The sequence below is a fragment of the Fontimonas sp. FW305-C-3 genome, from assembly GCF_058783185.1.
Genome location: NZ_JBYSYK010000008.1, coordinates 1 through 25002 on the forward strand (window position 1 = coordinate 1; position 25002 = coordinate 25002).

Annotated in this window: 26 protein-coding genes, 1 tRNA gene and 1 pseudogene; 16 read left to right on the top strand and 12 right to left on the bottom strand. The window is 55.0% G+C overall.

The annotated features are described in order from the left end of the window. The 5 genes and pseudogenes from AC3WUF_RS20800 to AC3WUF_RS20820 form a co-directional block, all read right to left on the bottom strand. Positions 1-347 (bottom strand): annotated as a pseudogene (locus AC3WUF_RS20800) (hypothetical protein); the annotation flags it as partial. A gap of 25 nt (positions 348-372) precedes the next feature. Further along, positions 373-482 (bottom strand) — tRNA-Ile (locus tag AC3WUF_RS20805). 232 nt (positions 483-714) lie between these two features. Then, a complete protein-coding gene (locus tag AC3WUF_RS20810; RefSeq protein ID WP_492429288.1) occupies positions 715-1371 on the bottom strand; it encodes a DUF6988 family protein in 657 nt (218 codons plus the stop codon). Positions 1372-1479: 108 nt separating this feature from the next. Then, complete coding sequence (locus AC3WUF_RS20815; protein WP_492429290.1) at positions 1480-2430, bottom strand: SOS response-associated peptidase family protein; 951 nt, start codon at positions 2428-2430, stop codon at positions 1480-1482. A gap of 17 nt (positions 2431-2447) precedes the next feature. Continuing rightward, positions 2448-3113 (bottom strand): thermonuclease family protein, encoded by a 666-nt coding sequence (locus AC3WUF_RS20820; RefSeq protein WP_492429292.1) that lies wholly within the window; start codon positions 3111-3113, stop codon positions 2448-2450. A gap of 54 nt (positions 3114-3167) precedes the next feature. Here AC3WUF_RS20820 and AC3WUF_RS20825 point away from each other — a divergent pair, with 54 nt between their 5' ends. Together AC3WUF_RS20825 and AC3WUF_RS20830 are read left to right on the top strand one after the other, a co-directional pair. Further along, the gene (locus tag AC3WUF_RS20825) at positions 3168-3782 is read left to right on the top strand and encodes a LexA family protein (protein WP_492429294.1); all 615 of its coding nucleotides are present in this window, start codon (positions 3168-3170) and stop codon (positions 3780-3782) included. Next, positions 3763-5094 carry a Y-family DNA polymerase gene (locus AC3WUF_RS20830; protein WP_492429296.1) on the top strand — a complete coding sequence of 444 codons (1332 nt, stop codon included), beginning with the start codon at positions 3763-3765 and terminating at the stop codon, positions 5092-5094. The genes AC3WUF_RS20825 and AC3WUF_RS20830 overlap by 20 nt, the downstream gene beginning before the upstream one ends. A gap of 80 nt (positions 5095-5174) precedes the next feature. On the opposite strand, the gene AC3WUF_RS20835 is transcribed toward AC3WUF_RS20830, so the two are convergent. Further along, the gene (locus tag AC3WUF_RS20835; protein ID WP_492429298.1) at positions 5175-5558 is read right to left on the bottom strand and encodes a hypothetical protein; all 384 of its coding nucleotides are present in this window, start codon (positions 5556-5558) and stop codon (positions 5175-5177) included. A 278-nt stretch (positions 5559-5836) separates the two neighbouring features. On the opposite strand from AC3WUF_RS20835, the gene AC3WUF_RS20840 reads away from it, so the two are divergent. After that, positions 5837-6463: a hypothetical protein gene (locus AC3WUF_RS20840; RefSeq protein ID WP_492429300.1), complete on the top strand. Its 627-nt coding sequence runs from the start codon at positions 5837-5839 to the stop codon at positions 6461-6463. 69 nt (positions 6464-6532) lie between these two features. On the opposite strand, the gene AC3WUF_RS20845 is transcribed toward AC3WUF_RS20840, so the two are convergent. Further along, entirely contained in the window at positions 6533-7363 is an 831-nt protein-coding gene (locus AC3WUF_RS20845) for an HNH endonuclease (protein ID WP_492429302.1), read from the bottom strand. Then, positions 7335-8903 carry an AAA family ATPase gene (locus AC3WUF_RS20850; protein WP_492429304.1) on the bottom strand — a complete coding sequence of 523 codons (1569 nt, stop codon included), beginning with the start codon at positions 8901-8903 and terminating at the stop codon, positions 7335-7337. The genes AC3WUF_RS20845 and AC3WUF_RS20850 overlap by 29 nt, the downstream gene beginning before the upstream one ends. 567 nt (positions 8904-9470) lie before the next feature. On the opposite strand from AC3WUF_RS20850, the gene AC3WUF_RS20855 reads away from it, so the two are divergent. From AC3WUF_RS20855 to AC3WUF_RS20885, 7 genes are all read left to right on the top strand, one after another. Continuing rightward, positions 9471-9962, top strand: a complete 492-nt coding sequence (locus tag AC3WUF_RS20855; protein WP_492429306.1) for a hypothetical protein — start codon at positions 9471-9473, stop codon at positions 9960-9962. A gap of 81 nt (positions 9963-10043) precedes the next feature. Then, positions 10044-10610 (top strand): DUF8453 domain-containing protein, encoded by a 567-nt coding sequence (locus AC3WUF_RS20860; RefSeq protein WP_492429308.1) that lies wholly within the window; start codon positions 10044-10046, stop codon positions 10608-10610. 35 nt (positions 10611-10645) lie between these two features. Next, entirely contained in the window at positions 10646-11248 is a 603-nt protein-coding gene (locus AC3WUF_RS20865) for a hypothetical protein (RefSeq protein WP_492429310.1), read from the top strand. Positions 11249-11301: 53 nt separating this feature from the next. Next, positions 11302-11739 carry a hypothetical protein gene (locus AC3WUF_RS20870; RefSeq protein WP_492429312.1) on the top strand — a complete coding sequence of 146 codons (438 nt, stop codon included), beginning with the start codon at positions 11302-11304 and terminating at the stop codon, positions 11737-11739. A 39-nt stretch (positions 11740-11778) separates the two neighbouring features. Continuing rightward, positions 11779-12285: a GNAT family N-acetyltransferase gene (locus tag AC3WUF_RS20875; protein WP_492429314.1), complete on the top strand. Its 507-nt coding sequence runs from the start codon at positions 11779-11781 to the stop codon at positions 12283-12285. Between the two features lie 17 nt (positions 12286-12302). Next, positions 12303-12731, top strand: a complete 429-nt coding sequence (locus tag AC3WUF_RS20880; RefSeq protein WP_492429316.1) for a DUF6896 domain-containing protein — start codon at positions 12303-12305, stop codon at positions 12729-12731. A 455-nt stretch (positions 12732-13186) separates the two neighbouring features. Further along, positions 13187-13621 (top strand): GNAT family N-acetyltransferase, encoded by a 435-nt coding sequence (locus tag AC3WUF_RS20885; RefSeq protein WP_492429318.1) that lies wholly within the window; start codon positions 13187-13189, stop codon positions 13619-13621. Between the two features lie 116 nt (positions 13622-13737). On the opposite strand, the gene AC3WUF_RS20890 is transcribed toward AC3WUF_RS20885, so the two are convergent. Then, positions 13738-14784 carry a S66 family peptidase gene (locus AC3WUF_RS20890; RefSeq protein WP_492429320.1) on the bottom strand — a complete coding sequence of 349 codons (1047 nt, stop codon included), beginning with the start codon at positions 14782-14784 and terminating at the stop codon, positions 13738-13740. A gap of 445 nt (positions 14785-15229) precedes the next feature. Here AC3WUF_RS20890 and AC3WUF_RS20895 point away from each other — a divergent pair, with 445 nt between their 5' ends. Then, positions 15230-16138, top strand: a complete 909-nt coding sequence (locus tag AC3WUF_RS20895; RefSeq protein WP_492429322.1) for an alpha/beta hydrolase — start codon at positions 15230-15232, stop codon at positions 16136-16138. 551 nt (positions 16139-16689) lie between these two features. Here the strand turns inward: AC3WUF_RS20895 and AC3WUF_RS20900 are convergent. Together AC3WUF_RS20900 and AC3WUF_RS20905 are read right to left on the bottom strand one after the other, a co-directional pair. Next, positions 16690-17304: a hypothetical protein gene (locus AC3WUF_RS20900; protein ID WP_492429324.1), complete on the bottom strand. Its 615-nt coding sequence runs from the start codon at positions 17302-17304 to the stop codon at positions 16690-16692. A gap of 9 nt (positions 17305-17313) precedes the next feature. Continuing rightward, a complete protein-coding gene (locus AC3WUF_RS20905; RefSeq protein WP_492429326.1) occupies positions 17314-17691 on the bottom strand; it encodes a helix-turn-helix domain-containing protein in 378 nt (125 codons plus the stop codon). 100 nt (positions 17692-17791) lie between these two features. Here AC3WUF_RS20905 and AC3WUF_RS20910 point away from each other — a divergent pair, with 100 nt between their 5' ends. From AC3WUF_RS20910 to AC3WUF_RS20930, 5 genes are all read left to right on the top strand, one after another. Next, positions 17792-18025 carry a DNA-binding protein gene (locus AC3WUF_RS20910; protein ID WP_492429328.1) on the top strand — a complete coding sequence of 78 codons (234 nt, stop codon included), beginning with the start codon at positions 17792-17794 and terminating at the stop codon, positions 18023-18025. 628 nt (positions 18026-18653) lie between these two features. Then, positions 18654-19133, top strand: a complete 480-nt coding sequence (locus tag AC3WUF_RS20915; protein WP_492429330.1) for a Tn7 transposase TnsA N-terminal domain-containing protein — start codon at positions 18654-18656, stop codon at positions 19131-19133. After that, positions 19133-21160, top strand: a complete 2028-nt coding sequence (locus AC3WUF_RS20920) for a TnsB C-terminal domain-containing protein (RefSeq protein ID WP_492429332.1) — start codon at positions 19133-19135, stop codon at positions 21158-21160. Before AC3WUF_RS20915 ends, AC3WUF_RS20920 begins: the two co-directional genes overlap by 1 nt. 403 nt (positions 21161-21563) lie before the next feature. Beyond that, positions 21564-22514: a TniB family NTP-binding protein gene (locus tag AC3WUF_RS20925; RefSeq protein WP_492429334.1), complete on the top strand. Its 951-nt coding sequence runs from the start codon at positions 21564-21566 to the stop codon at positions 22512-22514. Between the two features lie 4 nt (positions 22515-22518). Beyond that, on the top strand, positions 22519-24654 hold the full coding sequence (locus AC3WUF_RS20930) for a TniQ family protein (protein WP_492429336.1): 2136 nt from the start codon (positions 22519-22521) through the stop codon (positions 24652-24654). Between the two features lie 159 nt (positions 24655-24813). On the opposite strand, the gene AC3WUF_RS20935 is transcribed toward AC3WUF_RS20930, so the two are convergent. Further along, positions 24814-25002: hypothetical protein (locus tag AC3WUF_RS20935; RefSeq protein ID WP_492429338.1), on the bottom strand; the 189-nt coding region annotated here is incomplete at its 5' end.

Consider the following 25002-nt stretch of genomic DNA (forward strand, 5'->3'; position numbering starts at 1 on the left):
AAGCAGCTGGCCAGCAAGGCAGTTACAGTAAACCCTGGACTCTGAACAACACCGCTACTCAAGGCGGGGGGACGTCGAGCCCGCAGCGGGCCGCCGCTGTAGTAAAGACGCAGTCCCGCGAACTTCTCCTTGATCTGCAACCAGTGCCGATCAGGTGCGTGTTCGAGCAGCATCCCGCACGCCTGGCTCACCAGCTCATGCCAGCCGTCTGGCCAGCTGTAGGACCAGTATCCACCGGGGAACTGATGCGGATATCGCGCCTGAAGCTCGGCGACGTTGCGCTTCTCGAGCGCGTAGAGGTTGGCGGGATATGGGTCCCGTGCTGAAGAATGGTTTTGTTCTGCCATGGGCAGGCTCCGGACATACCGTGTGTGGTACCCGGGGCCGGAATCGAACCGGCATCAGTCGCTAATCTGGCGAAGCCCTTCCGAAGGAAGGGGCCGGCTTATAAGGCCGATGCTCTACCGTTGAGCTACCCGGGCAAGGTCATAGCGCGCGTGAATCGCGCATATGCCGCCGGGTATGAGGAAGATGTTGGTGAAGATCGCCATGAGTGCATTCTGATCCCGCAAAAGCGCTTCCGCAAGGCCGTAGATTGAATCGTCATGGACACTCTATATGTCGCATGGCTCAGAACCTGAGCCTCCTACGCGCTCCCGTTGGGAGCGACTCTGGATGCGAAATCGGCCGCTATCGGCCCTACAATCTTTATGTCTAGGTGGGCTTCGATGGCCGGGTCAGAGGTGGCATAAATCTGCTATAGGTAAGACCCACGTGCGCTGCGCCCTGATGCAAATCTGATCTTCGGAGTGCTTGCCCCAGAAGCATCGTCGCGAACACTGCTGCGCCGTTGGCATTTTGCATCGACGTCGACAAGATACCTTCTTTGTAACCGTTACGATGTCCTGCCATCGAGCGAAGATTGCCGTGCACGAACGAGTTCATCGCTCCCCAGGCGCCGACTTTGAATGCGGTGAGCGCACTGGTGATTGTTGGCGGGGCTTTCCCCTCAATCTTCAGCAGCATCTCAGAGACCGACGGGAAAATGTCGGGCTCCTTGGTCGCCCCGGCTGGCAATGATGCGACGCACTTAGCCACGGCGGTTTCCGGCGCCGCAAAGTAAATCCAGAATGCACGCAAGAGGACTTCAAACTGCACACGAACCAGCGCCAAAGCCGAAGAATGTGCTCCGCCCGCCAAAAGTAGCTGCATGGCCATGGCGTGCTCGAAGGTAAGGGTGCACAAAACAGAGGTGACGTCTTCCCGCGATCCTGGGATCGTTGTTAGGTCGCCAATGCAATGAGCCAGCTCTTTGTGAAGATGTTCAGAGCCTTCAAGCATCTCGTGAAGCGGTACAAACTGGGTAGTCATCGGAGCAGCTATCGGTAGATTTCAATGCATACTCAAGCGTCACCTGCAGTTCGCATCTGCCCCGGTACAAGCGCCCTCAACCGAGGGTAGATGGATTCTGCATCGCGCTCAGGCCGCTTTCTGGTGCTCGTAGTACGCGGCAGGCCGATCACTGAGAATTGCCTGCAACTCGTCTTTAGAACGTCCGTCAGGCGTTAGCCACGCATCAATGTGCTCAGGCTTGATCTGGATAATGGTCCGGTCATGTCCTGCCGCAGCGACCTCGGGTGCTGGTTCGTCTGTGATGGCTGCGAACGACAGTAGGTAACTGTCGCGATCCGGGGATTCATTCCACAAGCATGCGATGACCATGTCTTGCGCGGGCCGCGGCCTGAATTCCAGAACGACGTTCTCGGACGTCTCTCCGTCAGCGAGCTCCTTATGTTCCATCTTGTGACGTTCGACATTCTCGTAGAACGCACTGATGACGATTACGCCGTGACGGACGCCAAAGAGTTTCCTCCACGCTGTGCTGAATTTGTCCCGTCGGGCGTTGTAGGTTCCCGGCTTGGCGCGCTCCTCCGCAACGTCCCAGCCCGGCAACCGGCACTGGTAGCGCATGGGCTTGATAACTCGTTCGCCATCCTCACAAACAATGACCGGCACATAGTGCCCCGGAAAGAAGCGCGCGTCGCGGGGCTTCGGTTCGGTTCTCTTGAGGTCGTCGAGATCGAGCATCAGCTTGGTGACCTTGGATCCGGCGATGCGCTGATCTTCGAGTGCCTTCTTCGTAGTCTTGGTTAGCAGCGTCCGCTCCGCATCGGCAAGGCGCTTACGCTGCGCGAAGAGTTCTGGCTCGAGCTTTTCGGTTCGCTGTTTCTTGTATCGCGCAATCAGGTCTCGAACCGCGGCAGCCTCGGGGCCGACTTCCTGTTCGAACCAGGTCTCTAGGGCCTTAGGCACATAGATGGGAAAATCAAAACGATCTCCGTACATGCGCGCAAACTCCTTGATGCTGAGTCTGCCCCCGTAATGGAGGAACGTCTTGTATTCCGCTTTGAACTCTGCCGAATAGCACATGCCCCGAGCATACCGAACTATCTGACGCCTTTCCTCCAGTCCCACGGCATCACAAAAGTGCTGGTCCAGATGCCCGCGCGGGACTGCTCCGCCACCTTTTGTGCTTCTCGATAGGCTCCTTTGGAGTACCGCGCATAGTCGACCGCCCAGCCGTTGCCCACCATCCATGTATTGATGTCAGTCCCACCGACATTGCAGTGTGCAACGACCCGCTTGTATCGATCGATATCGAGGCGCTCGCAAATCACGTTCCGCCGGTCGATGAATGCATCCAACGCGTTCGCTGCTGCCGTTCCGCAGCGCCACGGCTTCTCATCACGCGTACACAGCTGCCGCGACTCCGGGGCATCAATGCCTTGAAAACGAACCCGCGTTCCGTGAATTTCGATGGTGTCGCCATCAATCACTGACGCTACCCCGGTCAGCGCATCTGCCTGAACTGCGGTTGGGATCGCACCCACAGACAGCAGCCCGACCACCGCAACCCGTCTGATGCTCAGAAACCCTGAGCGAATCAGCTTTCTGCCCGCCCCGCGCACCCCCATCAAGACTTGACTGGGCGGTCCGCGCGGAGCGAGTCCAGCGGCAGGCTCACGGTTTGAGCCTAATGGGGTGGGAGTATTCGCGGAACCGGCCGTCGGGCGACTGAGTCGGACTTTTAACATCAGGAAAATCATGGCCATGTGATACGGCACCTTTGCAGGAGTCGCTGTCTTGAATACTGTGACAATTATCAAATGTCCCGTCCCCCTAGAAAGTCACATGGTGGAGCACGCCCTGGAGCCGGTCGCCCTACCGGCGGACGTTACGGCGAGCCCACCAAAACCGTTCGAGTCCCGGAAAGCCAGATGTCGACTGTCGTAGCCCTGCTCTCAGATTACCGCCGCCGGGGGGCTGGAGAGGGCGCGGGCAACGCCCTGCCCATCAAGACGCAGATCTCCAGCCTATCGCGAGTGTCGGTACCCCTGTTCAACTCCCCGCGGGCGCAGGCGGGGTTCCCGTCGCCGGCGGCCGACTACGTCGAGGAGCGCATCGATCTCAATGAGTTGCTGATACGAAATCCGCCGGCCACGTTCTGCGTGCGCATCGCGGGGGACTCGATGATCGACCTCGGCTTGTTGGAGGGCGATATTGTCACCGTCGACAGATCTATTGATCCTCGACCGGGAAAGATCGTCGTCGCAGCATTCGATGGTGATATCTACATCAAGGTGTTCCGCAAAATCGGTAGCCGTCTGGCGCTCTGTTCAGAGAACCAAAAGCGAGCGGCGCACTATCCCCCGATGTATCTCGATCAGGCGCAGGACCATACGATCTGGGGAGTCGTGACCGGTGTCGTGCGAACCCTCTAGGCAGCGCTTCGCCCTCGTCGATGTAAACAACTTCTACGCGAGTTGCGAAGCGGTCTTCGATCCCAGGCTCGCCGGCAAGCCGTTGGTTGTTCTGTCCAACAACGACGGATGTGTAGTAGCCAGATCTGCTGAAGCCAAAGCGCTGGGCATTAAGATGGCTCAGCCCTGGCATTTGGTGAAAGCAGAGTTTGAGCGTCAGGGTGTTGTTGCCTACAGCAGCAACTACACTTTGTATGCGGATATGTCCGATCGGGTGATGAATATCCTGGCGGACATGGCGCCCGAGCAGGAGGTCTACTCCATCGATGAGTCTTTCCTAGACCTGACGGGCATGCCACGGCCAAGCGCGCACGGGCTGTCGATTCGACAGCGCGTCAAACAATGGACGGGGCTGACTGTCTGCGTCGGCATCGGAAGTACGAAGACACGCGCCAAGCTTGCAAACCACATCGCGAAGAAAAACCCTCAGCACGGGGGCGCCTTCGATCTGGAAGACCGGAGCACTTTGGAGCAAGACGATGTGCTTCGGAAGATCGCTGTCGAGGAAGTGTGGGGAGTAGGCCCGCGGCTTCGCGATCGCCTGAAGGGCATGGGCATCTGCACCGTTCTCGATCTGCAGCGCGCCGACCAGAAAGCTTTGCGGCAGCAGTTCAGTGTCGTGGTCGAGAGAATCGTCGAGGAGCTACGCGGAACGTCCTGCTTGCCGCTCGAGCTTCTTGCGCCACCTAAGCAGCAAATCATGTGCAGTCGCAGCTTCGGCCGCTCGATCACCGAGGTCAACGATCTGCGAGAGGCGATGATCAGTTATGTCGGTCGCGCGGCAGAGAAGCTCCGCCAGCAGGAATGTGTCGCTGGCGTCCTTCATGTCTTTGCGCACACCAATCCTTTCAAGCCCGAGCAGCCTCAGTACAACGCATCGCTTCGAATCAAGTTGCCGATGGCAACAGACGACACACTGACGCTGAGTCGATTTGCAGGCGCAGCCGCTGAGCATTTGTATCGGCCTGGATATTCTTTCAAGAAAGCTGGAACCATGCTTATGGAGCTGGAGCCGCGCGGGAAGCGTCAAATCACATTATTCGAAGATCCGGAACTGGTCGAGCGCCGATCTCGTCTCAATGCGGTACTAGACAAGGCGAACGCAAAGTTTGGTAGAGGAACGCTTGGGGTTGCCGGCGGCGGCACAGAGCGGGCTTGGCGAATGAACAGAGCAAAACTATCGCCGCAGTACACGACGTCGCTCAACTCCCTTCCTTTGGCAAACCGCTGTGCGTGGAATCTGTCGGAGCAGCCACGCCCAAGATTCATATGACCGGCTCAAGTCAGTCCAGTCCGGAAGTGAGCCTTCGTGAATTTGCCGCTCCAAAGCGGACGCCCATTTGTTGGGCGCCTTCAGCAGCCGAACAATGATTTAAGTGAGGGCGGCGTGTACTTTGATTTGCCGCAACCTTCGACGCATTCATAAAGTGCGTAGTCGGAGCAGTCTTCCTCAGCGGTAACTATTTGCTTAAATCTGTATATGGCGCCCGCCAACGGAGATTTTCCGGTGGTTGGGCACCTAAACTCCTTCTCGTCATTCACGATCTCACAGTTTTCGTTTTCAAAGGTCGTGTAGTTTTCGATGGAGTCGTCTGCCTTCACTTGAAGCAAAGTTACGGTATTCCGCGCATCCGTTGTGAATCTAACAAACCAGCCATCAGGTAGAGTTCCTTCGATCTGATAGTTACCCGCGAATACGCCGGTTGCTGCGAGAAGGCCAACCAGCGCAGTTGCCACGCATACAGTCCTCATCATGCCCTCAGCCCTCTTAGGCCGCCGAGCGGCGGTACTTTTGTGCGACTGCCTGCAGATAGCTTCCATTGCTACTTCTTACTCACGAGATTGGGCCTTACGCGCGGCGCGGCTCACCGACTTATACCGCTGGGGCTGACGCGGGAGCAAGAAAACGGTGAGCTGCCGTAAAGCAAACGCTCCCGATCGACCGCTACTGGCTGGCACTTTGCGGCAGTCGTCAGCCAGCCCGAAGCGGAACTTTGGCGCCTGCGTCGCTGCGGGTGAAAGCGGACATTGGAGCAGCTGAAACTGGTCTCGACATGCGGCAAGATGTGTCAGGTTCTCCCGTTTATGAGAAAGCACGCATTGGGGACAATCAGCAAACTCCTATGAACGCAGAAAAAACGAACAGCGACCACGAAAGCGCAAGGGCTGCACTGACTCTCCGCTATCAAAACTCACTATTGAACGATTTCAACAAAGCAACTGGGACAAGCTATGAGCAACTTGGCGACGTTCCGAAAGACCTGCTCGCTGCGTATTGGGCCGAATACAACTCGAAAGCTTCGGAGCAAGAGGAAAGTCAGGAAGACCTTAGGGCAATGGAAGAGCGGGCGGCAGAGACAACGAAACCTCCGAAATACCTACTGTTCAAACAGCAGCAAGAGTTACAGCGCAAGGAACGCCTAGAGTCCATAGAGAAGGAAAGGCGTAAGAGGTTGGAGTATCAGGAAACTCCGGAATATAAGAAAAGAATTCGAGATAATGAGATCGAGCAAAAGGCAGAACAGAACGCAAATCGTGTGCTGGCAATTGTGGGCTTCATCCTGCTTCTTTTTGCGTTTTCCGCCTTTGGTCCAGTCTCTTGTGTCGGTGTTGCGCCGACAGACATTTATTTTCGCGGATAACTGAATCGCCCCGGGATTATCGGAGACTGCCATTAGGGCGCCGTGAGGCGAAGTTCTGAACAACCGGTATCAAGTCAGGTATCCACCTTGGCAGAACCATGGCGACCCGGACCAAGCTTGATAGGCAGCTGTATTCCAAGAGTTGACGTAGGCGTCTGCTCGAGATTTCCATTGCCCGGCAAGGTACTGCTGAACTGCCAGCGCGGAGCCAAGCCCGACAAGTGAATGGCGGATGTTGATCAGCTCTTCCGCAGCATGACTCCCATACAAAGCTCCCAGGCCATAAATTTTGAAGTGCTTCGTAGCTCGAAGTTTCCAGGATGTTGGCCAATTGTTTGGCGGTCGAGCTTCAAACCTTAGCGCTGAAGGTGAGCCGACGATGACTTCTGCAAATATCCATTGAGTCCCGTCAAAGTGATCGAAGTAAGGGTGAAGTAGTTGATCGCCTTCAGTTGCGGAGACATAAGCAAGCTTTGCCTTGTTGCAATCCGCACAGGCAGGAACAAGATTGACGGGCGTTATGGCGAGCGAAGGGTGCGCGGTCCACGGCAAATAGTGGTCGAGCGTTGAGACCGTTCGCTGCCCACATAGTGGGCATATATCGTTTGCCGACGCCTTCTTAATTGCGTCATAGATATGGCGGGTGCGCCTGCTTTTAGCAAACGTGCCTTTGTAGACACGTCCCATCTCACTGGTACTTACCTGTCCAGATACTCCGTCGGAGCCAATGGTTGTATAAAGACCGGCCGTAGAGGCGAGAGTCAGATACTGATGCTCGGCGGCGGAAAGATCGGCACCGATACTCGTTAGCCGCGAGCTCAAACCCGCATCAGTGATGCTGGTCGTACAGGCTACGAGTGTCGTGGCTACGTCAAAGGGTGGGATCGTCAGTCGTCTCATAAGTCGGTCGGTCGCGATCAATAATCAGGGCTTGGACAATTGCTCGTGCCTCGTCACCTAGCTGTGCTCCGAACCTTTCGATAACTGCATCAAATGACTGACCTCCATCGACGGCCGCCGCCAGGACGGTATGAAAGCCTGCGCGGGTTACCTCTAACCCAAAAACATCTCGGGTGAGCACGCCGATATTCGCTCCAAAGGTCTCCAGCGCCGGGCGCTCGACGAGGCCTGTCAGGCCACTCCGCTTCAGCTTCCAAGCGCAGGTCCTTGGAACCTCCTGAAGAACAACGGGCGAGTGCGTGGCAACAATGGCCATGCCGTTTCGCTTTCCCAAAAGATCTGAAAGGCAGCGGATGAATGCGGACAAAAGAGGAGGATGCAGATGCCCCTCAGGTTCGTCTAGAAAGACCAGAGTCTTTTCATCGACGAGCTCAACGAGCTTCGTAATCGTAAGTAGGACGATGGAGTGCCCGGAGCTCAATAGCTCAAACAATTTCTCCGCTCTAGTCGACCAATTAGCGTCCTGGGGCCCCTCTGCAAGCAACGGGATCTCTGCGTCTTGGAATAAATCATCGGCCTCAAGAGTCTTGATGGCCGCCAACCACCTTTTTGCCTTCTGGCCCACCAAGCACTTTTCGAGACTTAACCGAAAGTCTGCCGCCAGTTCAGGCTTCGACTTTGTCTGACTGGGGCCCCCCGAAGGCACTGGCTTTCGCAATCCAACGACTGTACATGGCATTTGATCGGCGGCTTCTGGAACCACGTCAAAGTCGTCAAAAGCACTAAAGGAAACTAGAACTAGTCCGGCAAACGACCATTCACTAAAAACATCGTGCTCCAGATGTATAGATCCGTAGTTTTCGTCCAGCGGAGCCCTTCTCCCCAGCAGTGACAGAATCATGTGTCGCATGCATCGAGATTTTCCCACGCCATTGCGACCAATAAGAACATGCACATTCGTGGGAGGCTGCGCGCCCGGCTCTACGACAAAGCTCAGCGCCGCCGGTGGGTTGGCACCAGGGTTCGGAATGAAGTATTTGAACCGGAATTCTGTAAGGACGGCGTCGCCGTGAGTCAACCGATTCAGACGCGTGCGAACCGATGCGCCGCTGACACTTCGAAGCAGAGACTCCGACATAACCAACTCACCAAAGTGCGCATTAAAGATATTCAAGTCAAATGCGCAGTCACGGAGACCCTCCAAGACCGATATCTTCAACTCCTCGCTAAGCTCATTGAGCGCCTGGTAATAGTCCTCTCCTTGCCCGACAGAGAAGAAATTGCCGTCGAGAGAATCAAAGGATCTTGGTAGGTCAGGCGCTCGGTGGTTGGGTTCAATCACTCGAGCAGGTAGCAGACCGACTTGTCCGATCTTGACTTGTCCGATCGAATGCTCACTGCCGGCTTCGTCAATTACGATCAGGAGAAATTGAGTTCGAAATTTCCCCCAATCGTCCCATGCGTCTTCAAGCAGAAATGCCTTGGGTCCACGAGTCGTGGGTTGCCTTTCGGATTTCCGAACAACGTGGAAGAGTGTCATTTGGGTCTGGAACTACAAGTCCTGCCGATAGACGGGGGCTGAACCAATTATGTTGGTTGCAATCCATACTATCCACTAGAGGAGTCGGAAGTAAGCCAAGCATGCTGAAGCGCCTGCCGAATAATTTCGCGCGGCCACAGCGGGAACAGTTTGGCTGGCCGTCAGGGCTGAGGCATCGAACACTAGGGGCACACGTTGCTCAACTCGTAAGGGAACCCGCCGGCAGCTAAGTGCTAGTTGCTGTCGATGCTAGTTCAGTCTGACAGGCTCATATCAGCCCAAATCGGACTTCGAGGAGAGCAAATTCTCATCCGCGAAGCGGACTTTGGACCGCCGGAGGCGATCGAGCGGGCTAGTGCCCGATCCGGACCCCATAAGGTCCACCCCTTGTCAGCCTTGGGCAAGCAGGCAGATATTACGGCCGAGAAAGGTGCCCGGATTAAGAATTTGTTTAACGGACACTGTCAGCGGAGAGGCCAAAGGAAACATATGGTTAAGGTACCTCCAAGTGCGTCTCTTAATCTTGAATATTCGGACGCCTGTCCGCCTATTAGCTGTTAGGCCTCAATGGATACTTCAAGTCAGATAGCTGTTCCCAAAGTCACGGCAGCGTTGGAGCTACTAGAGCGCGGCATTGAGTTGTATCTGCGCGGGGACTCGTACTACTCCGCCCTGCATCTTGCCGGCGCTGCCGAGGAAGTATTCGCGGTATATGTCCGCGGCCTTCCACCGGAACCGGATCTAGTAATCGGGTCAGCATCCGATCAGCTCCAGAAGGCATTCATTGCCTGGTCATCGCCAGGTTCCGCCACAGAACGAAAGGCCGCCGCGAGGTGGATTCATGATCGAATCTACGATGCCAAGAACTCGGTCAAGCACAAGCGAGGTCATGGCGATCATTCTGTAGACTTTGAACCGGAAGAAGAAGCCAAAGACATGCTCGAACTAGCCGTGACCACGTACTTCCAGCTGTTCTCGCGCACGAACATCCCCTATCTGGCTTGCGTCGAAGATTTCACCCGAGAACGGCGCATTGGGGAGGCAGCAGATGAGTCCTAACCAATCATTCAACTCCGAAGTCTCTGCCTCCGGCAGAGCCGCGGGTTAACTCGGGCGTTGGGCATCAACGAGAGGGAGCCAATGACGATTGAATACCTCACCGCAATCTTGGTGTTCATCACAGCTATCTATGCCTACCTAACGCATCGCATGGCAAAGGCCAGCGAAGCTTCTGTCGAGGCAATGCGTGCTCAATCGGAGACAATGCTACGGCCATACATCACGGTAGCGCCATTTGTTCGTCCACATACACCATTTCTTTACCTGCGTATCTCAAACACAGGGAAAACAGCAGCTGAAAATGTTCGGCTGACTATAGATCGAGATTTCTTTCAGTTCGGTGAGGCCAAGAAGCCGGAAAAGAATCTTCGGGCAAGCAGTGCGTTTTCATCGCCGATCGACAGCGTCCCACCAGGGACGGAATTTATCTTCGGGCTAGGTCAGGGGTGGGTGATATTCGGGAAAGATGCAAAGGAAGATGTAACACCGACCCAATTCAGCATCACGGCGGCATATGAGTTCAGCGGCAAGCACGTCACCGAAGTCAGTCGAATTGATCTCCGCCCTTACATCGGCACGGAGGGCGAGCGAGATCCAGTAGTTGAGGAACTGGAGCGCATCAGGAAGGTGATGGAGCAGAGGAAATGATGCCCAATTAGCGTTGGACGGCCAGGGGGGTTGCAGTGACTGAAAGCACAGCGAAGGCGTATGCCGTTGAGCGATGGTGGCACCGGTTGCTCCGTGTGCTCGGGTACGGGTTGGCATTGATTGTGCTGGCGCTGTCGCTGGTAATGTTTCTGGAAGACGCTGACTACTTCACTTACTCGTACAGCTTTGAGCCTGACTATGAGGCGGCATCGGGTGAAGAATTTGATTGCCACTCTTATGAATCACTCAAGTCAATATCTTGCGGCGAATTCTCAGAGGGTGAGGCCTTCATCCAGCACTATCTAAAGGTCAAGGGCAACGACAAGCTTAAAGATGGCGCTCGGACAGTAAATGAGTTTTTCGCGGACCTCCATGCAAAGGGGCACGAGGATGGGGAACTCGCGGTAAGCCTTATCGGCGACAAGGGGTTTACTTACAAGCGGCAAAAGCACTGGAACGGGGGCGAGGCCTTGAGCGCCATCATTTATGCCTTTTTGATCACAGCAGCGTTCCTAGTTGCCTTATTCGTTATCTATAAGGTCATTCTGTTTGTCGTCCATGGGCATACACGCGTGATATCGGCCGTCCAACAAGGCATTCAACCCGAAGGTCCCGCCTCCGGCGGGTCCGCGGGTTAATTTGGGCGTTAGGTTGTCAGCATAATTTGGCCTTCTCAGGCGAGGATGTGTTTATGAATAATGCGACCGGTCTAATAGTGGGAGGAGTGCTTCCAGCACTCGCCTTTGGCGTAGGAGCTATTTTGCAAAAGCACAGCAACGATATTGGAATCGGGCAAAGCAACTATCTTTTGTTCTTCGCCGCTGGGGTAGCTATTGCGTCGCTGGTCGCCTATGTCGCATTCCCACAACATTCTTTTTCTCTAAGGGCGGGTCTATTTGCTTCCGGCCATGGCCTACTTTTTGGCGCAGGCTTTGTCTTTCTTGCATTGGGTCTAACAATCTTTTCTCTGCCTATTTCCAAGCTGGTGCCATTGGCAAATATGAGCACATTGATTACGGTCTTCTTGGGTCTAGCTATTTTTAACGAGTACACCAATCTAAATCTGAGATACTTGCTTCCGGGCGCAGCACTTATCGTGCTTGGTGGCGTATTAGTTGGGCGCGCCTAGTGGTTCAACCTAACTAGGGCGTTGGGCCTCAAATACGAAATGAACGTCATCGTCCGCGAAGCACTTCCGCAGGACGCGCCGCAGATCGAGGCGCTTTATGAGCTACTAACCGGCAAGCCTTGTTCTGTGCTCCCGTCTCGAGTCGCGGATATCGCAGCGGACAAGCGAACCTTCTTATTCGTTGCTGAGCGTCAAGAGGTCGTTGTGGGTACTGTGCTATTAACTCTTTGCTTGGATGCCATGTACGCGAATCAGCCGTTCGCCGTCTTGGAGAACATCGTTGTGGATGGCGCTGAACGCAATAGCGGCGTAGGCACAGCCTTGATGCGTCACGCCGAGATGCAATCCATCAACAGCAAATGTTCAAAGATCATGCTGCTAAGTGCGTTCGAGCGCACCGATGCTCACCAGTTTTTTAGCTGTCTAGGCTACACGTCTAATCGGAAGGTCGGGTTCGTAAAGTACCGCTCACAGTCTGTGGCCGAAGCGGCCCAACCAGCGGTTCAAGGGTCGACGTCACCGCCTTCGGCGGAGCCGCGCCCTTAACCTGGGCATTGAGCCGTATGAACGAATCTCTCTCTAGATTGATTGCTGACTATCAACGTGGCGTTCGAGTTGCAGTAGATTTGATGACGAAATCTGGTATTCCATTGCCCGCTACAAACACGGATTGGGTCGCGACGGATATTCCTCAACGTGGTGAGCTCAATGGTGGTGTCCCGTACTTCAAACACGGCTACGGTTGCGCAGTGGATCTGCCGAATGGAGCCGCAGACTTTGACTTTGGACGCAACGGCGAAATCAACGGATTCGATGCATGGAGGCTTGCTGGCTTCGCTGGCGATCGCCTTTCAGCGTATGGCTTTGCCAATGAGAGAGAGCTAAATGAGTGCTTCAAATCTGAAGTGGCCGCCGGGTCGCTTGTTTACTCTGGGTACATTCTTCACTACGTCGCTCCAGCCCAACTGAGTGTTCAACGCGATGACCCATAAATGTGCCTCGCGTTAATCCGGCGGTGGGCCTAAAAGCCGTGAGCACATTTGGAAAGATAGCCGTGGCGATTATGCTCGCGTCGTATGTCGGGTCTGGCGCCGGCGCATCTGCGAGAGAACGGGCGGATCGTCTTCATGTTCTGCGCATTCACTGGCCCGCCCAAGATTGTTCGTCTGCATGGCTCAGGGGAGTATTGCGTCGCTGGCTCTGCCGCCTACAACGAGCTTTTACCATCCTTTACTGAGCTTCCCGGAACGAGAGGCATCGTCCGGGTCCGACTGGCTCGAATCAGCGACTCCTGCGGGTATGCAGTACCGCGCTACGACTTTGCCGGGGAGCGCGATGGTCTGATTCGATGGGCGGAGTCCAAAGGACCGGAGGGGCTGGTGGATTACCGCCATCAGAAGAACAGAAATAGTCTTGACGGTCTGCCAGCTCTGGAGGCGCCCAGTTTATGAACCCTTCGCAATGCCTGAGCCGTACATCCTTTGTAGAGAATGAGCCGGTTGATCCGGTGCAGCTAAATGCTCTTTTTCGAGATATCGGCTGGGATATACGTGAAGAGCGGACTGTGGCAGATACAACCGCAATGTTCGCCTCGAACCGTTATCACATTGCAGCGTACAGTTCGAATGGCTCCCTGGTCGGCTTCGCTCGCGTGTCCGGGGATCCATACGTCGTCCAGGTGCTGGACGTCATCACCCATCCTTCTTTTCGCCGCGTAGGAATTGCCGGCCGCTGCATGGAGGGAGTTGCTCAACATCTCGCGGGATCCAGGTATCACGCCGTCACTCTTACCGACAGCAGTGGTTTGCCCAGCTTCTACGAGCGTTACGGCTTTCAGCTTTCGCCGGACGTAGCCCGACGGTGGCTACCGAAATCCCCATGACCTTTTAGGAACTTCATACTGAACACAGCTTCCGGCATCGCTGACTGTCGCTGAACAGCCAGAAGCTCCCGCTGATCTCATGAATTCATCGGGCGCCTCTCGGCCACAAGCGCGGACTAGACACCGTCACGGGGCGAATGAAGAACCGCGCCACCACCCGACTCGAATTTGAACGTCGCGACAGCGCCATTGATCAAGGTTACCTGCGGGGGTTGGTGGCCGATGTCAACGTCATAAAGGATTGGGCAAGGCAAATGCCCGATGACAGAGCGGAGCGCCTCCTCATATGAGAGTCCTTCAGTTGATGTTGGGCTTGGACCAGCACTGCGCCCAAAGACCAGCCCTGAAAGATTGTCGAACCACCCCTGTCGTCTCAAAGACAGCAACGCTCGCACAAGGTCGACAGGCGACATCTCGACGTTCTCAAGATAGACAATGACTCCGTGTGCCCGATTTGCTGCGATGAACGACGGCACGTTTCCATAAGTCGTACCAGCCAGCCATGCGATGGAATCTAGGCAACCTCCGATGAGCCGGCCTGAAAATGAGATCGCGGCTCCTGAGCCATCGAGCCGTTTCCACTGGGTCCTCTCAGTCAGATTGAACGATGCATCCGGATGCTGTACCCAGTCCTTGTACTGCGTCTGATACATCAATGACGACTTTTGCTCGAAGGCAATTTGGGGGTCACTTTCCAGAATCGGGAGCACTGCAGCAGTAAGCCAGTCTGTTTGCGACGGCGCGAGCTCCATCAAATTGGAGCCATGAGCACTGCCCCAGCCGGAAATAATAGTTAGAGGTAGTAGCAGAGTGCTCACGTCGGAGTACCCCAAGATCCATTTCGGCGTGCGGTTGCGCAGATCTTGAAAGTCGAGATGCTCGAGTATTTCGCTTGCGAGCTCACCACCCCAAGGGGGAAAGATCGCGTCAATATCAGGGTCCAGTAGGAACTTCGTAAATTCAGCTGATCGCTCGCGCGCAGGCGCACTGGCGTCCTTTCGCTGAGAGCGCAGACATTGCCCTTCGACGATCTTGTAGCCGCGATCCTTGAGATTGGCGATCACCAGGTCCAGGCGTGGCCATAGGACGGCCGGAACTCCAGAGGACGGAGCAGTTACTGCGATTACGCCGCCAGGTTTCAGGGGTTTTGGGAACTTGATCAAGGCAAATCTCCACTCTCTTTACGAACTACCAGAGCGGGAAACAAAAAACCCGCCAAGGTGGCGGGTCGCGTTCGCAAACAGCCGAAAACTATCCGCCCCAATGCTTGTTGGTCAGATGGTTAAGTCGACGTGCGCGAACGCTATTCATGTGTTGAGCATAGCACTACTCACCGGTCCTAATTCAAGTAGCTCTGATAACCATGAACAGCGACGGCGGGTTGCTTTTGGCACTTTGGCGACAGTCGCTGATCAGCTGCCCGAAGCAGTCCTAGGCCTTCGTGGAATTGATCCTCCGAAGCGGATTTTGAAGTCGCCAATATTGAAGCAGACCCCAAGAGGCCGGGACGTCCCTTCAAGGGGCCAAATTTGGGGCTCTGAGGGGCATCGTGAATTGCCGGAGGGCGAAGCCTGCGGTACTTTCCACGACGGGTTCGAGGGAAAACTCATGCAGAACACGCGCGACGTCTTCAACTTTGAGGAGCTGTTGCCGCTGGCCGACCAGATCAGCCAGATGCCACGGATGGCGAAGTACACAGCGAGGGATGGCAATCCGCTCTATTTCAGGAGCTACCCTGCATCCTCAGACACACATATCATCCTTTTGCACGGTTCGACTTCGCACAGCGCAACGCTACATGCATTCGCAGCGAATCTGAGCGGGAGCGGGATAGCGAATGTGCATACGCCAGACCTACGAGGTCACGGATTCGCGCCATTGCGAAGGGGCGATATCGATTACTCCAGCCAGCTAGAGGACGATCTCGCAGATCTCATTGCATACCTGAAAGCGACTTCCCCACGGATTTCGAGGATCTTTGTAGGCGGACATTCATCAGGAGGAGGTCTGGCATTGCGCTTCGGATCGGGCCGCTATCAGGGACTTGGCGACGGGCTCCTCCTCCTCGCCCCGTACCTGGGACACGATGCACCCATGGTGAAAAGAAATGCTGGCGGCTGGGTGCGCCCAGACATCCCAAAGATCATCCTGCTATCGGCCCTAGAGGCGCTGGGGATACACAAGTTCAGCGGCTCGATGGTTCTCAGCTTTAATCTACCGCAGCAGTTCCGTACCGGCCTCGAAACAACGGAGTATTCGTTCCGGCTCATGAAAGGATTGCATCCGCCCAAGTTTCGCGATGCTCTTCGAGGATGCAGAGTGCCCGTGTGTATCCTCGTCGGCGCACCGGACGAGTCGGTTCGGGCAGATGCCTTCCAGTCGGCGTTCCGCACTCTTAACGACCAAGTGGATGTCCGTGTCCTACCTGACGAAACTCATATAGGGATCATCATGAGCCAGCGCGCGATGACTGAAGCCAAAGTTTGGCTGAAGGCGCAGTCCCAACCCTTGCCGTAGGCATGCCAGAAAGCAGACCTTGGCGACTGCCAGCGTTTGGCACCAAGTGGGCGAACGAATAAGGCTTACGAACCGCCGCTCCAGAATTGCATTGCGCACTGTTCCGCATCAACACTGCCTCGGAGTTCCCATCCAGCCATATCTTCTGGGATTCGCGAGCAGCCTGGGCCTGCACCGATGCAGGCTTGCCTACTCACTTGGAATATCCCGACGATTGGTAGTTTGGACATCGCCATAGCAGCCATTCGCCAACGAACGCTTCTGGCACCTTGCGACCATCTGACACAGAATTCGAAAAGCGCGTTGACGACAGCGGAGAGCGCAACCGCTAAGCGTCTTCGATAGAACGCATTCTCATCTCTTCTTCGCTCCGCCGTCCGCAACGCACAGTTGCGAGTAGATCGGCAAGGAACGATAAGACCGCCATGCTGGCATTTGATTCGAAGTAGCTAAATGCAGGTCCACACTCGTCAGACTGTCTAGATTGCGAGAATCACTAGCGTTCGGAACATGACGCGCGTAGCTACTACGTGAAGAACGACTTCGGCGAGCTATGGCTTTCTAGCTTGCTGGTTGAGCATCCGATTCGAAGCTCCCATCGCCACAATGGCGTCGACGCTCTGCGCGGATCGCACGATACAGTGCGGCGAGATTAAAAGAAGCTGCCAGACGTAAAGGGTAGGCATCATCGATGCGAGCACAACCAGGACAAGCTGCGGCGTGGAAGGCACATTGGCGGCCACGGCGCACGGCACTGCCGCGATACATGCCTGACAAATGGCGGCCACACGCGTCATAAGAGTCAGCGGCTTTTGCCACGATCCGGCTCCTTCGCGGATCACGCCAGCGGGTGTCTCCGTGAAGTATCGAGTGCCCAGTACTATCGCGAGCTCGTGCTGATTAAAAACCTTTTCCTGAGTCAGCTGTACGCAATGCGCGTGCTCCGCATCACTCATCAGAACATCGAGCATATCTGGTCGTCGGACTCGCAAGACCGGATTGGCACGACGACGTGTATTCCCCCCTGCCAAACGCCGAAGAGATTCAAAGAATCGATCATCTACTTCCCTGCTCCAAAGTAGATATCGGAGCTCGAAAGCCTCCCGCTGACAACAGAACCGGTGCCAGAGAATACTGAGCTGATCGATAAGCAAAACAAAGAGCATCGAACTCTCCTACACAGCTCCAACCGCCATTAACAGGAGCCGCTCGAAAATCTTTCTCCGATCGCGCATTGACATGCGGCCATCATCCTGCGACAGCGATTCGATGGACGCGAACGCGGCCATGACCTGGTCAATCGTCCACTTCGAATTGCGAGCGGCTGGTGACTCAGAACTACCTCCAATCAGCAGATTCAGATCCGCGCCGACCGTTCGGCGAATAGCAGCGAAGTAGGCGGCATCTGGCTGCCGCTCGGACCGCTCATAGAGATATTGAGTGGACTTCGTGACCCCGCCCAGCTTGCCGAAAGCCTCCTGAGAAAGCCCGGTCGACTCCCTGAGCGCTCTGATTCGCTCGCCCATCAACTCATTTGAGTCAACATGTTTCATGTTGTGCATAGTATTGCATTTGACTTACTATTATAAGCATTATGGCTTATTGTATTCTCCGCGTGTGCCGATTTAAACCCACTCTCAACAGGTGATGCCGATGTTGAGCTCAGATGTTTTGCTGGATGAGTTTCGTCGGACTGGGGTCTCGGTCGCGGAGTGGGCGCGGTCACGGGGATTCCCGCCAGCGACTGTCTATCGCGTTTTACGCGGGGACTCCCCCGCCACCAGAGGGCGCTCACACCAGATTGCTATCGCTCTCGGCCTGAAGACTGGCGAATGCGGCGACGTAGCTTCAATCGATCGCTGGTTGTCCCAGCGATCGGAGCACTAATTTCTTGATGCAACACCTACGGCAGCTTAGGGGCACTAGTAAGTCGTGAACGTATTTGAATCTGATCGGCGCACCGCACCACGAATGGAGGAACCCGTGTCCTAGCCAACTAATTTTCTGGTCGCAGAAATGCGAAGCCCCCACAAAGTCGGGCGGACTGAGTAGGGGCTAGGAGCAAAAAGGTGCGGACCTTTCAACTCCAGTATGCCTTTTTTTTCAGCAGTGTCAACGCTGAGCGGTAAGGCTGCGCGCTCCATCGCGCTCTGCACGACCACGATTTGACCGGTACCGATTTTCATCGGTTGCCGAACCGTAGCTGTGTACAGACGACGAATGGAACACCATGGAAGACGCTACATCGCGGCCTCAAAAGGCGGAAACAAACGCACCTCGAATACCTATCGGACTAGCCCGAGCCGTTGATGGATCGGTCTGCCCTATCGATGAAGCAGTTCGAATACTTTTTCGGCAAGAGCGCGATCAATCCGGCACCTTTCACGGCGTAAGGCGCCTTATTAAAGGCCGCACTGGAGCACGAATCGGTCATTTCTCGTCAGCCAGAAACGGAGGGAACATCCCGACCGAGTCGCGCCTCGAGTACAGAGTCGCACTTGCACTCGAGAGAGACTTGGAGATTCGCAAGTTCCGCAGTCAGCCGCTCACTATCGGATTGTCGGTCGGGGAGTACACACCTGATCTTACCGAATGGCGTTTTAGCGGCAAGCGAACTTTGATTGAGGTGAAACCATTTGAGCGGCTTGCCATCCCTGAGATCGCGCAGAAACTCTCAGAGGCAAAACAGGTCGTGACGAGCAATGGATTCGACTTTCGAGTAATTACGGAACGCGATCTACCGGATCCTGAACATGAAGAACTGCTCTCAACGTTTCGAACGCCGTATGTGCCATGCACCAGATTGATTACCGCCGCGTACACCGCGTTCAGATCACTTCCCACACATGTGACGTGGACTGACATCAGCAGTCGACTGAAGGCGAGCGGCTGGAATGAAGGCCAAATACGCAGTCTGGTCTTCTTCGGGATCGTTCTTATCCGCCCATCCGCAAGCTTCACACCCTCAACGCAGGTTTACTGGGGGAATGCGTGATGGTTGCGATGGTCAATCCAATCCGAATCGGATCCCGCTTCCTGATGTACGGTATGACGTATGAAATCTCATACTTCGATTCCACGTCGATCCGATATCACCCACTCAACGGGACTGCCCCGCTTTCACTTCCCTGCGATGATCTTCTGACGTATGTCCGAGACGGCCGGGCTGTGTTCACTTACGTCGCAGCTACCAACACCCGTACGCGGACGCCGCAAAACAGGATTCTGAACAAAGGGCAGTTGGACTCTGCCGCTCGCCACATCGCATACGTTGAAGGCCTCGTCAAAATACATGGGTGGGCATGGCCACTGAATGAGTGCGTCGAAACGATCGCCTCCATTGCAGCTAATCGAAAAGAAGCTGCTCCTGGATACAGTACCGTTGCCAAATGGAAGGCACGGTATATCGAATCGACTTCGCCTCGCGACAACTGTGATCGGACTTGGCTTCGAGGGCGCGGAAGCAGATACACCGAGGACGCCTGGATAGTTATTGATTCTCTCCTTGAGAAGTACTACTTAACGAAGGATCTACGATCGATAGCGGATGCCTGGAGAGTGTCGACTGCGGAGATTGGCGTAGACGACGAGCGACGGGCTCTATTTCAGAACGGATTTCTACCATCAATCAAGTCCATCGAGCGACGAGTAGCTTCTTACGATTTGTTTCATGTTCTTAAGTCACGCCACGGAGCAAAGGCCGCGCATCGCCTTCTCAAACGAGCCGGCCGCTCCCGTGAGCACAAGCACATTCTCGAGACGGTATTCGCAGACGGCCACTACTTGGACGTACTCGTCGTCGTGGAGGACAGCGACGGTAACATCATTAGCGTTGAGGGGTGCCGGCCATATGTCACGGTAATCGTCGATTGTGCCGCCAGAGCTGTTCTATCCGCTGTCGTGACACTTTGTCCATTCTCGTCAAGCACCGTTCTCGCCGCCGTCCGCAAAGCTGTAGTTGCTGATGGATTACTTCCGCGTGGGAGATTCCAAAAGCTTTGTGTCGACAACGGGTGTGACTTCATTTCGGACGGCCTAAAAAGAGCGGCATGCGAACTGCTATTTAGCATCGAATGGGGTGAACCAGCGTCCCCGGACGCTCGGGCCATCGTGGAACGATTCTTCGGAAAACTTTCCAGAATGATTCAGCAGCTTCCGGCAGCTATCCGCGCGTCGCCGCTTTCCCAACAGCGCAAGGACATCAACGGCTTGCCCTGCATAACGGTGAGCCAGCTCGACAAGCACGTTCAGGCACTGGTCGCTCTGGATTTCAAGACGCCGAATGCGTCACTTGGCCGTCGTCCCGTGAAGTTCTGGAACGAGCAAGCACTCATCCTTCCGCCTCTTACCTACGATGCTCAAACGGCACACCAAGCAACATGTGTTCCGGAACGGCGCATCGTGACAGACGGTCGCGTTCGTGTCGACGACCTTTTCTGGTCCTCGCCAGCTCTCAAAGTCTGGGAGGAGAAAGAACGAATGTCGGGTCGAACTCCCTGGGTTGATGTACTCATAGACGAGTTTAATCTCTCGCAATGTAACGTAAAGCCACTCTCTCCAACATCGTCAATATATCTCGCAGACAATACCCGTGAGAGGTATGCGAAAGGCCTAACGCTTTATGAGCACACCCTTGTAAAGCAGCGCGCGAAGGACATCCTGAAGCGCGACATGGATGATCTAAAGGACCTTGAGCTGGAAATCGAACGGCTCAACATCCTTCGCGATCTTCAGAACTCCGCCAGCCAGACGAAACGGCGCCTCAAGGCATTTGCGCGAATAGTTGGCGCTCAAGCGATCGCCGCATCTGCTGCGAGAGCAGCCGCACAGGTGAATGCTGGATCGCGACCAACAGCATCACAGGACATTGCAGACGTACCAACGAACGCCGCGGCTGCCACCCCGAAAGCACCGGTCGTAGAGGAACAACAGCGACCTTCGGCACCCCCCTCCAAAGCTGAGGTTGTTGACTTCCTGTCGATGTTTGCACCTCAGCCACGCGATGCCGGGACGGTCTCATGACAAACAATGGTGACTCCACGTCCATTCGGACTTGCATCGATTTCCTGAAGCCGCAAGAGAACTCGCTCTGCGTCGTGTTAACCGGCACATCTGGCCTTGGAAAATCGATCCACTGCAGCGGCATGATTGGCGCGACACACGCGGAGCGATTGTCGGAACACCATCCAACCATTCGCCCATTGAAGTACATAACTGTTCAAGATGAAACGTCTATAAGTGAGTTTGCAGGCACGTTGCTGGAAGCTCTTGGGGATCCTTCTCTGCTCAGAGATTCTGCTCCAGACCGCAGAACGCAGCTGATGTCGCACTCAGCGCTAGTCGCAAGCTATCTTGTGCCCAGCTTTATCGTCTTTGGACCCGATGAACTCGAAGCGCCAATAGACCGCGACCTCTGTGCATTCTCATGAGCGACGGAAACAGGCTAAGTTGGGCCAAGCGCATCGCGAAGCTTGAAAACATTGAGATAGCTCATTCGCGATATGTAAAAGCTCGCAGGCGAATCGAAAACTGCATTGAGCTTTCGAAGGCACGAGAAGACCCATTCTGCGCCGTGGTAGTTGGTGCTTCTGGAAGTGGGAAAACTACCCTCTGTAACAGCTTCATTGGCGCCGAACGCACGGAAAGGATTCCGGGTCGAGTACTTAGAATCCGTGACGCCATGTATATACAGGTTCCTAGTCCAACCTCTACAAGCGCCTTGGTAGGTGCATTGCTGGAAGCGTTGGGGGATCCATTTCCGTATAGGGGTCGTGTTCACACGCGCGCACCGCGGCTGATATCTCTCCTGCGGACGGCAAAGACGGCGGTCATCTTCTTCGATGAGTTCCACCACTTGACACCCGCGGACGAACTAGAAAAGGCAGTTCTCTTCAACTGGCTCAAAACACTCATCGACAGCAAGCTCAAGACCTGTTTCGTCGCATCCGGGACGGACGAAACAAAGGCTCTTATAGATCAGGACCCCCAAATATCTCGTCGTTTCAATACCAGGATCGATCTTGGCGCTATTCCGATCGTTGACGGCTCTGTCAATAGCTTCGCTACCTTCATTCGGGACTATGCAGATCGCGCTAAAGCCGTGCTGGGACTCACTGAGTTTCCAGATTTTTCTACCGCCGACAACATTCTTCGTGTCTACGCAATAACTCGTGGCGTACCAGGGATCGTCGCAAATCTGTTCGTACTTGCTGCAACCGATGCGCTGTCGGTCGACAACGGAACGGTCATCAGCCTAAGGAATTTCAGCGAGGTCTCGAGTGACCAGTTCTTTGACAATTACCGGCTATTGACAATGAATCCCTTCGAAATGAGTGCAGCAGATCTTTCGCCTCGTATACAGAGCGCATTGAGCTGAGCGCATGTCTGTACCAAATCGTCCGATTCTTCTTTTTGATGAGTCACCGTTTAGCGTCGTGATACGACTCGCCATCATGAATGGATGGCGTCCACGAGACCTTCTTAACGCCTACTTTGAGAGCGATGTGACTCAAGAGCTTCTGAGAATCGCGTCACGGCGCGACGGCATTACGGAGCTTCTCAGAAAATCTGGCCTTGAAACGGTTGAGTTCGAAGACGTCGCATACACTCGCAGTTCCTCGCTTCCCCAAGCTTCTTTTACTTGGAATAACCTGGAAGTTCGCTTCGACCATTTCCGGATTGGCTACAGCGCCTTGTGCCCTGAATGCCTATTGTCGGATCCGGAGCCCTATAGCCGGATTCTGTGGGATCACAAGTTTGTCAGATCGTGTCGAGTCCACAACGTTGAGCTATTGGAGAGCTGCCCGGGGTGCAGCAGACCCATTGATTGGAATCGCTCTTCATTCACACACTGTGAATGTGGTGCCGATTTTCGTGGCGCGCAGACAAAACCCATCCGACATTCAGAACACTCGTTTCTGCACGACTCAATCGCGTCTGGACGCTCCGATCACCTCGATGAGGCAACCACCCTTTCGTTGATTCTGGAAGACATGGCCTGTTCTGACCCAGGTTTTCAAGGGCACAGTTCGAGCTCACTGGCCGCCACAATTGCAACAGAGTGCCACTTGCCCCCCGCACTGTTCGAGCGGACTGGAGATATCGCGGTTCACCTGAGAGTCTGCCTTTCACCACTGATCTCCAACGGCCACCAGCGCCTATTCGAGAAGTTACTGAACAACGCGAGCGCCAGGGCGCTGCGTCTGAAGAACTTTCGTCAGATGCAGAATTTCGCTTCTCGTCCCATGTCGGCGAGCATTCTCGGCTTACCGCTCGAAGCCGTTGAAACTCTGCATGACCTAGGAGTTCTGAAGAGCGAGGACCGGTCTGACAGTGCATACCGGATTTCTTTTTCGTCTCTGAACGACATTCTCTTGAACCTTGACGAAAGTCGGCCCTCTCTCCCCGTAGATCAGTATCCAGTTCGCGTTGGATGGCCGGGTATGGGGTATAGAAAGCTGTTCTCGCAAGTGATGAGCGGAGATGCGCTTACTCTAGGCTTCGACTTGGTCGACGGCCTGCGCTCTTTGCGAACCCAACTAACACAGCGTGAGAAACCCCAGATTGCAGGCGTGACCATCAAAGAGCTTGCGAATCGTAGCCAAGTTCACTACGAGTCGATTCGCTTTCTGGCCAAGATTGGCTTCCTGCCGTTCAAGCGACAGGGGCGCGCGAGCATTCCGGCTACCATCTCCGAAGATCAGGCAAACGATTTTGTTGGAACCTATTGCTTCGCTGGTCCGCTCGCAAGAAAGGCAGGCACAGGTCACACGTCTTTTGCCGAGAAGCTGATGTTTGCAGGCGTTCACCCGGTTTCCGGACCACGAATCGACGGAGGTCTCTCCTACCTGTTTCGCCGCGCAGATGTCGAGGGGGCAGTTCTTAGCGACGTGGCAACTGCAACTGACTACCCTACTGTCACCGGACGACGGTCTAGCTCGGCTCCACGTAGTCGGTCTGACGATCTACCCCTGGCCGACGCTGCCGCCTTGCTGGGGATATCGGTTCAGAAGACCGCAAGCTTATGCCGGACGGGGGTACTAAGCAGGGTCAAGAGCCTATCGAGGGGCGTTTTCCTCGAGAAAGGCGAGGTTCAGCGGATGGCTGGCGAGCTGATGAGTGGCACTTACGTGACCTTAACCGAAGCCGCCCGACGGTTGGAAGAACGTCCTGGCCAGTTTCGACGGCGATGGCTCGCGACGGGAATTATTCGGAGTCGACGCATCGGGCCCTCCCTTTGCATCGCAATCTCGGATCTGGACGTGGTCAAGACCTATAAAGAAGGCGGTGCCCTTGGTCCCGTGACCGCCAGATCTAATGATCTTCCCCGCACTTATCTGAACAACCGACTGAGATCAGATTCGCAACTCCGGTGCCGACACGTCGGCAGGAAGCTAAAGCTTGCGATTTTCGAACATTCATCTGTCGACATTGCAGTCGCCGACGCCAAAGATGGAAACAAGCTGAGACGACATAGGACTTTCCGGACGGCTAAGTCCCATCGTGCACCCACATGAGCACGTACGGCACGAGATATTTTCTCGACAATTTGGTCTGCGCGGACCGCACGTCGAACCTTAGGTCAGAAAATCTCTGGATCTCTGACGTACGCTCCTTCGAGGCGCTGGTGGCCGACATATTCTCGCAGCCTAGTGTCGTAGTGCCATTCTTTCGACTTATCGCAGGATGAGATTCATGTCGCACAACGGATATTTCCCTTTAGAATCATAGAGAGGAATTCTCTTCAATTCTGTCGCATCAGGGCGTAATACCGAAGCAAAAAGCCCTCGACGTCCCCCCGCATTTGAGTAGCAAAACGGTTTGGAGTCCAATCCCATGAGCAAGGAGATTGGACGTGAAGAAGC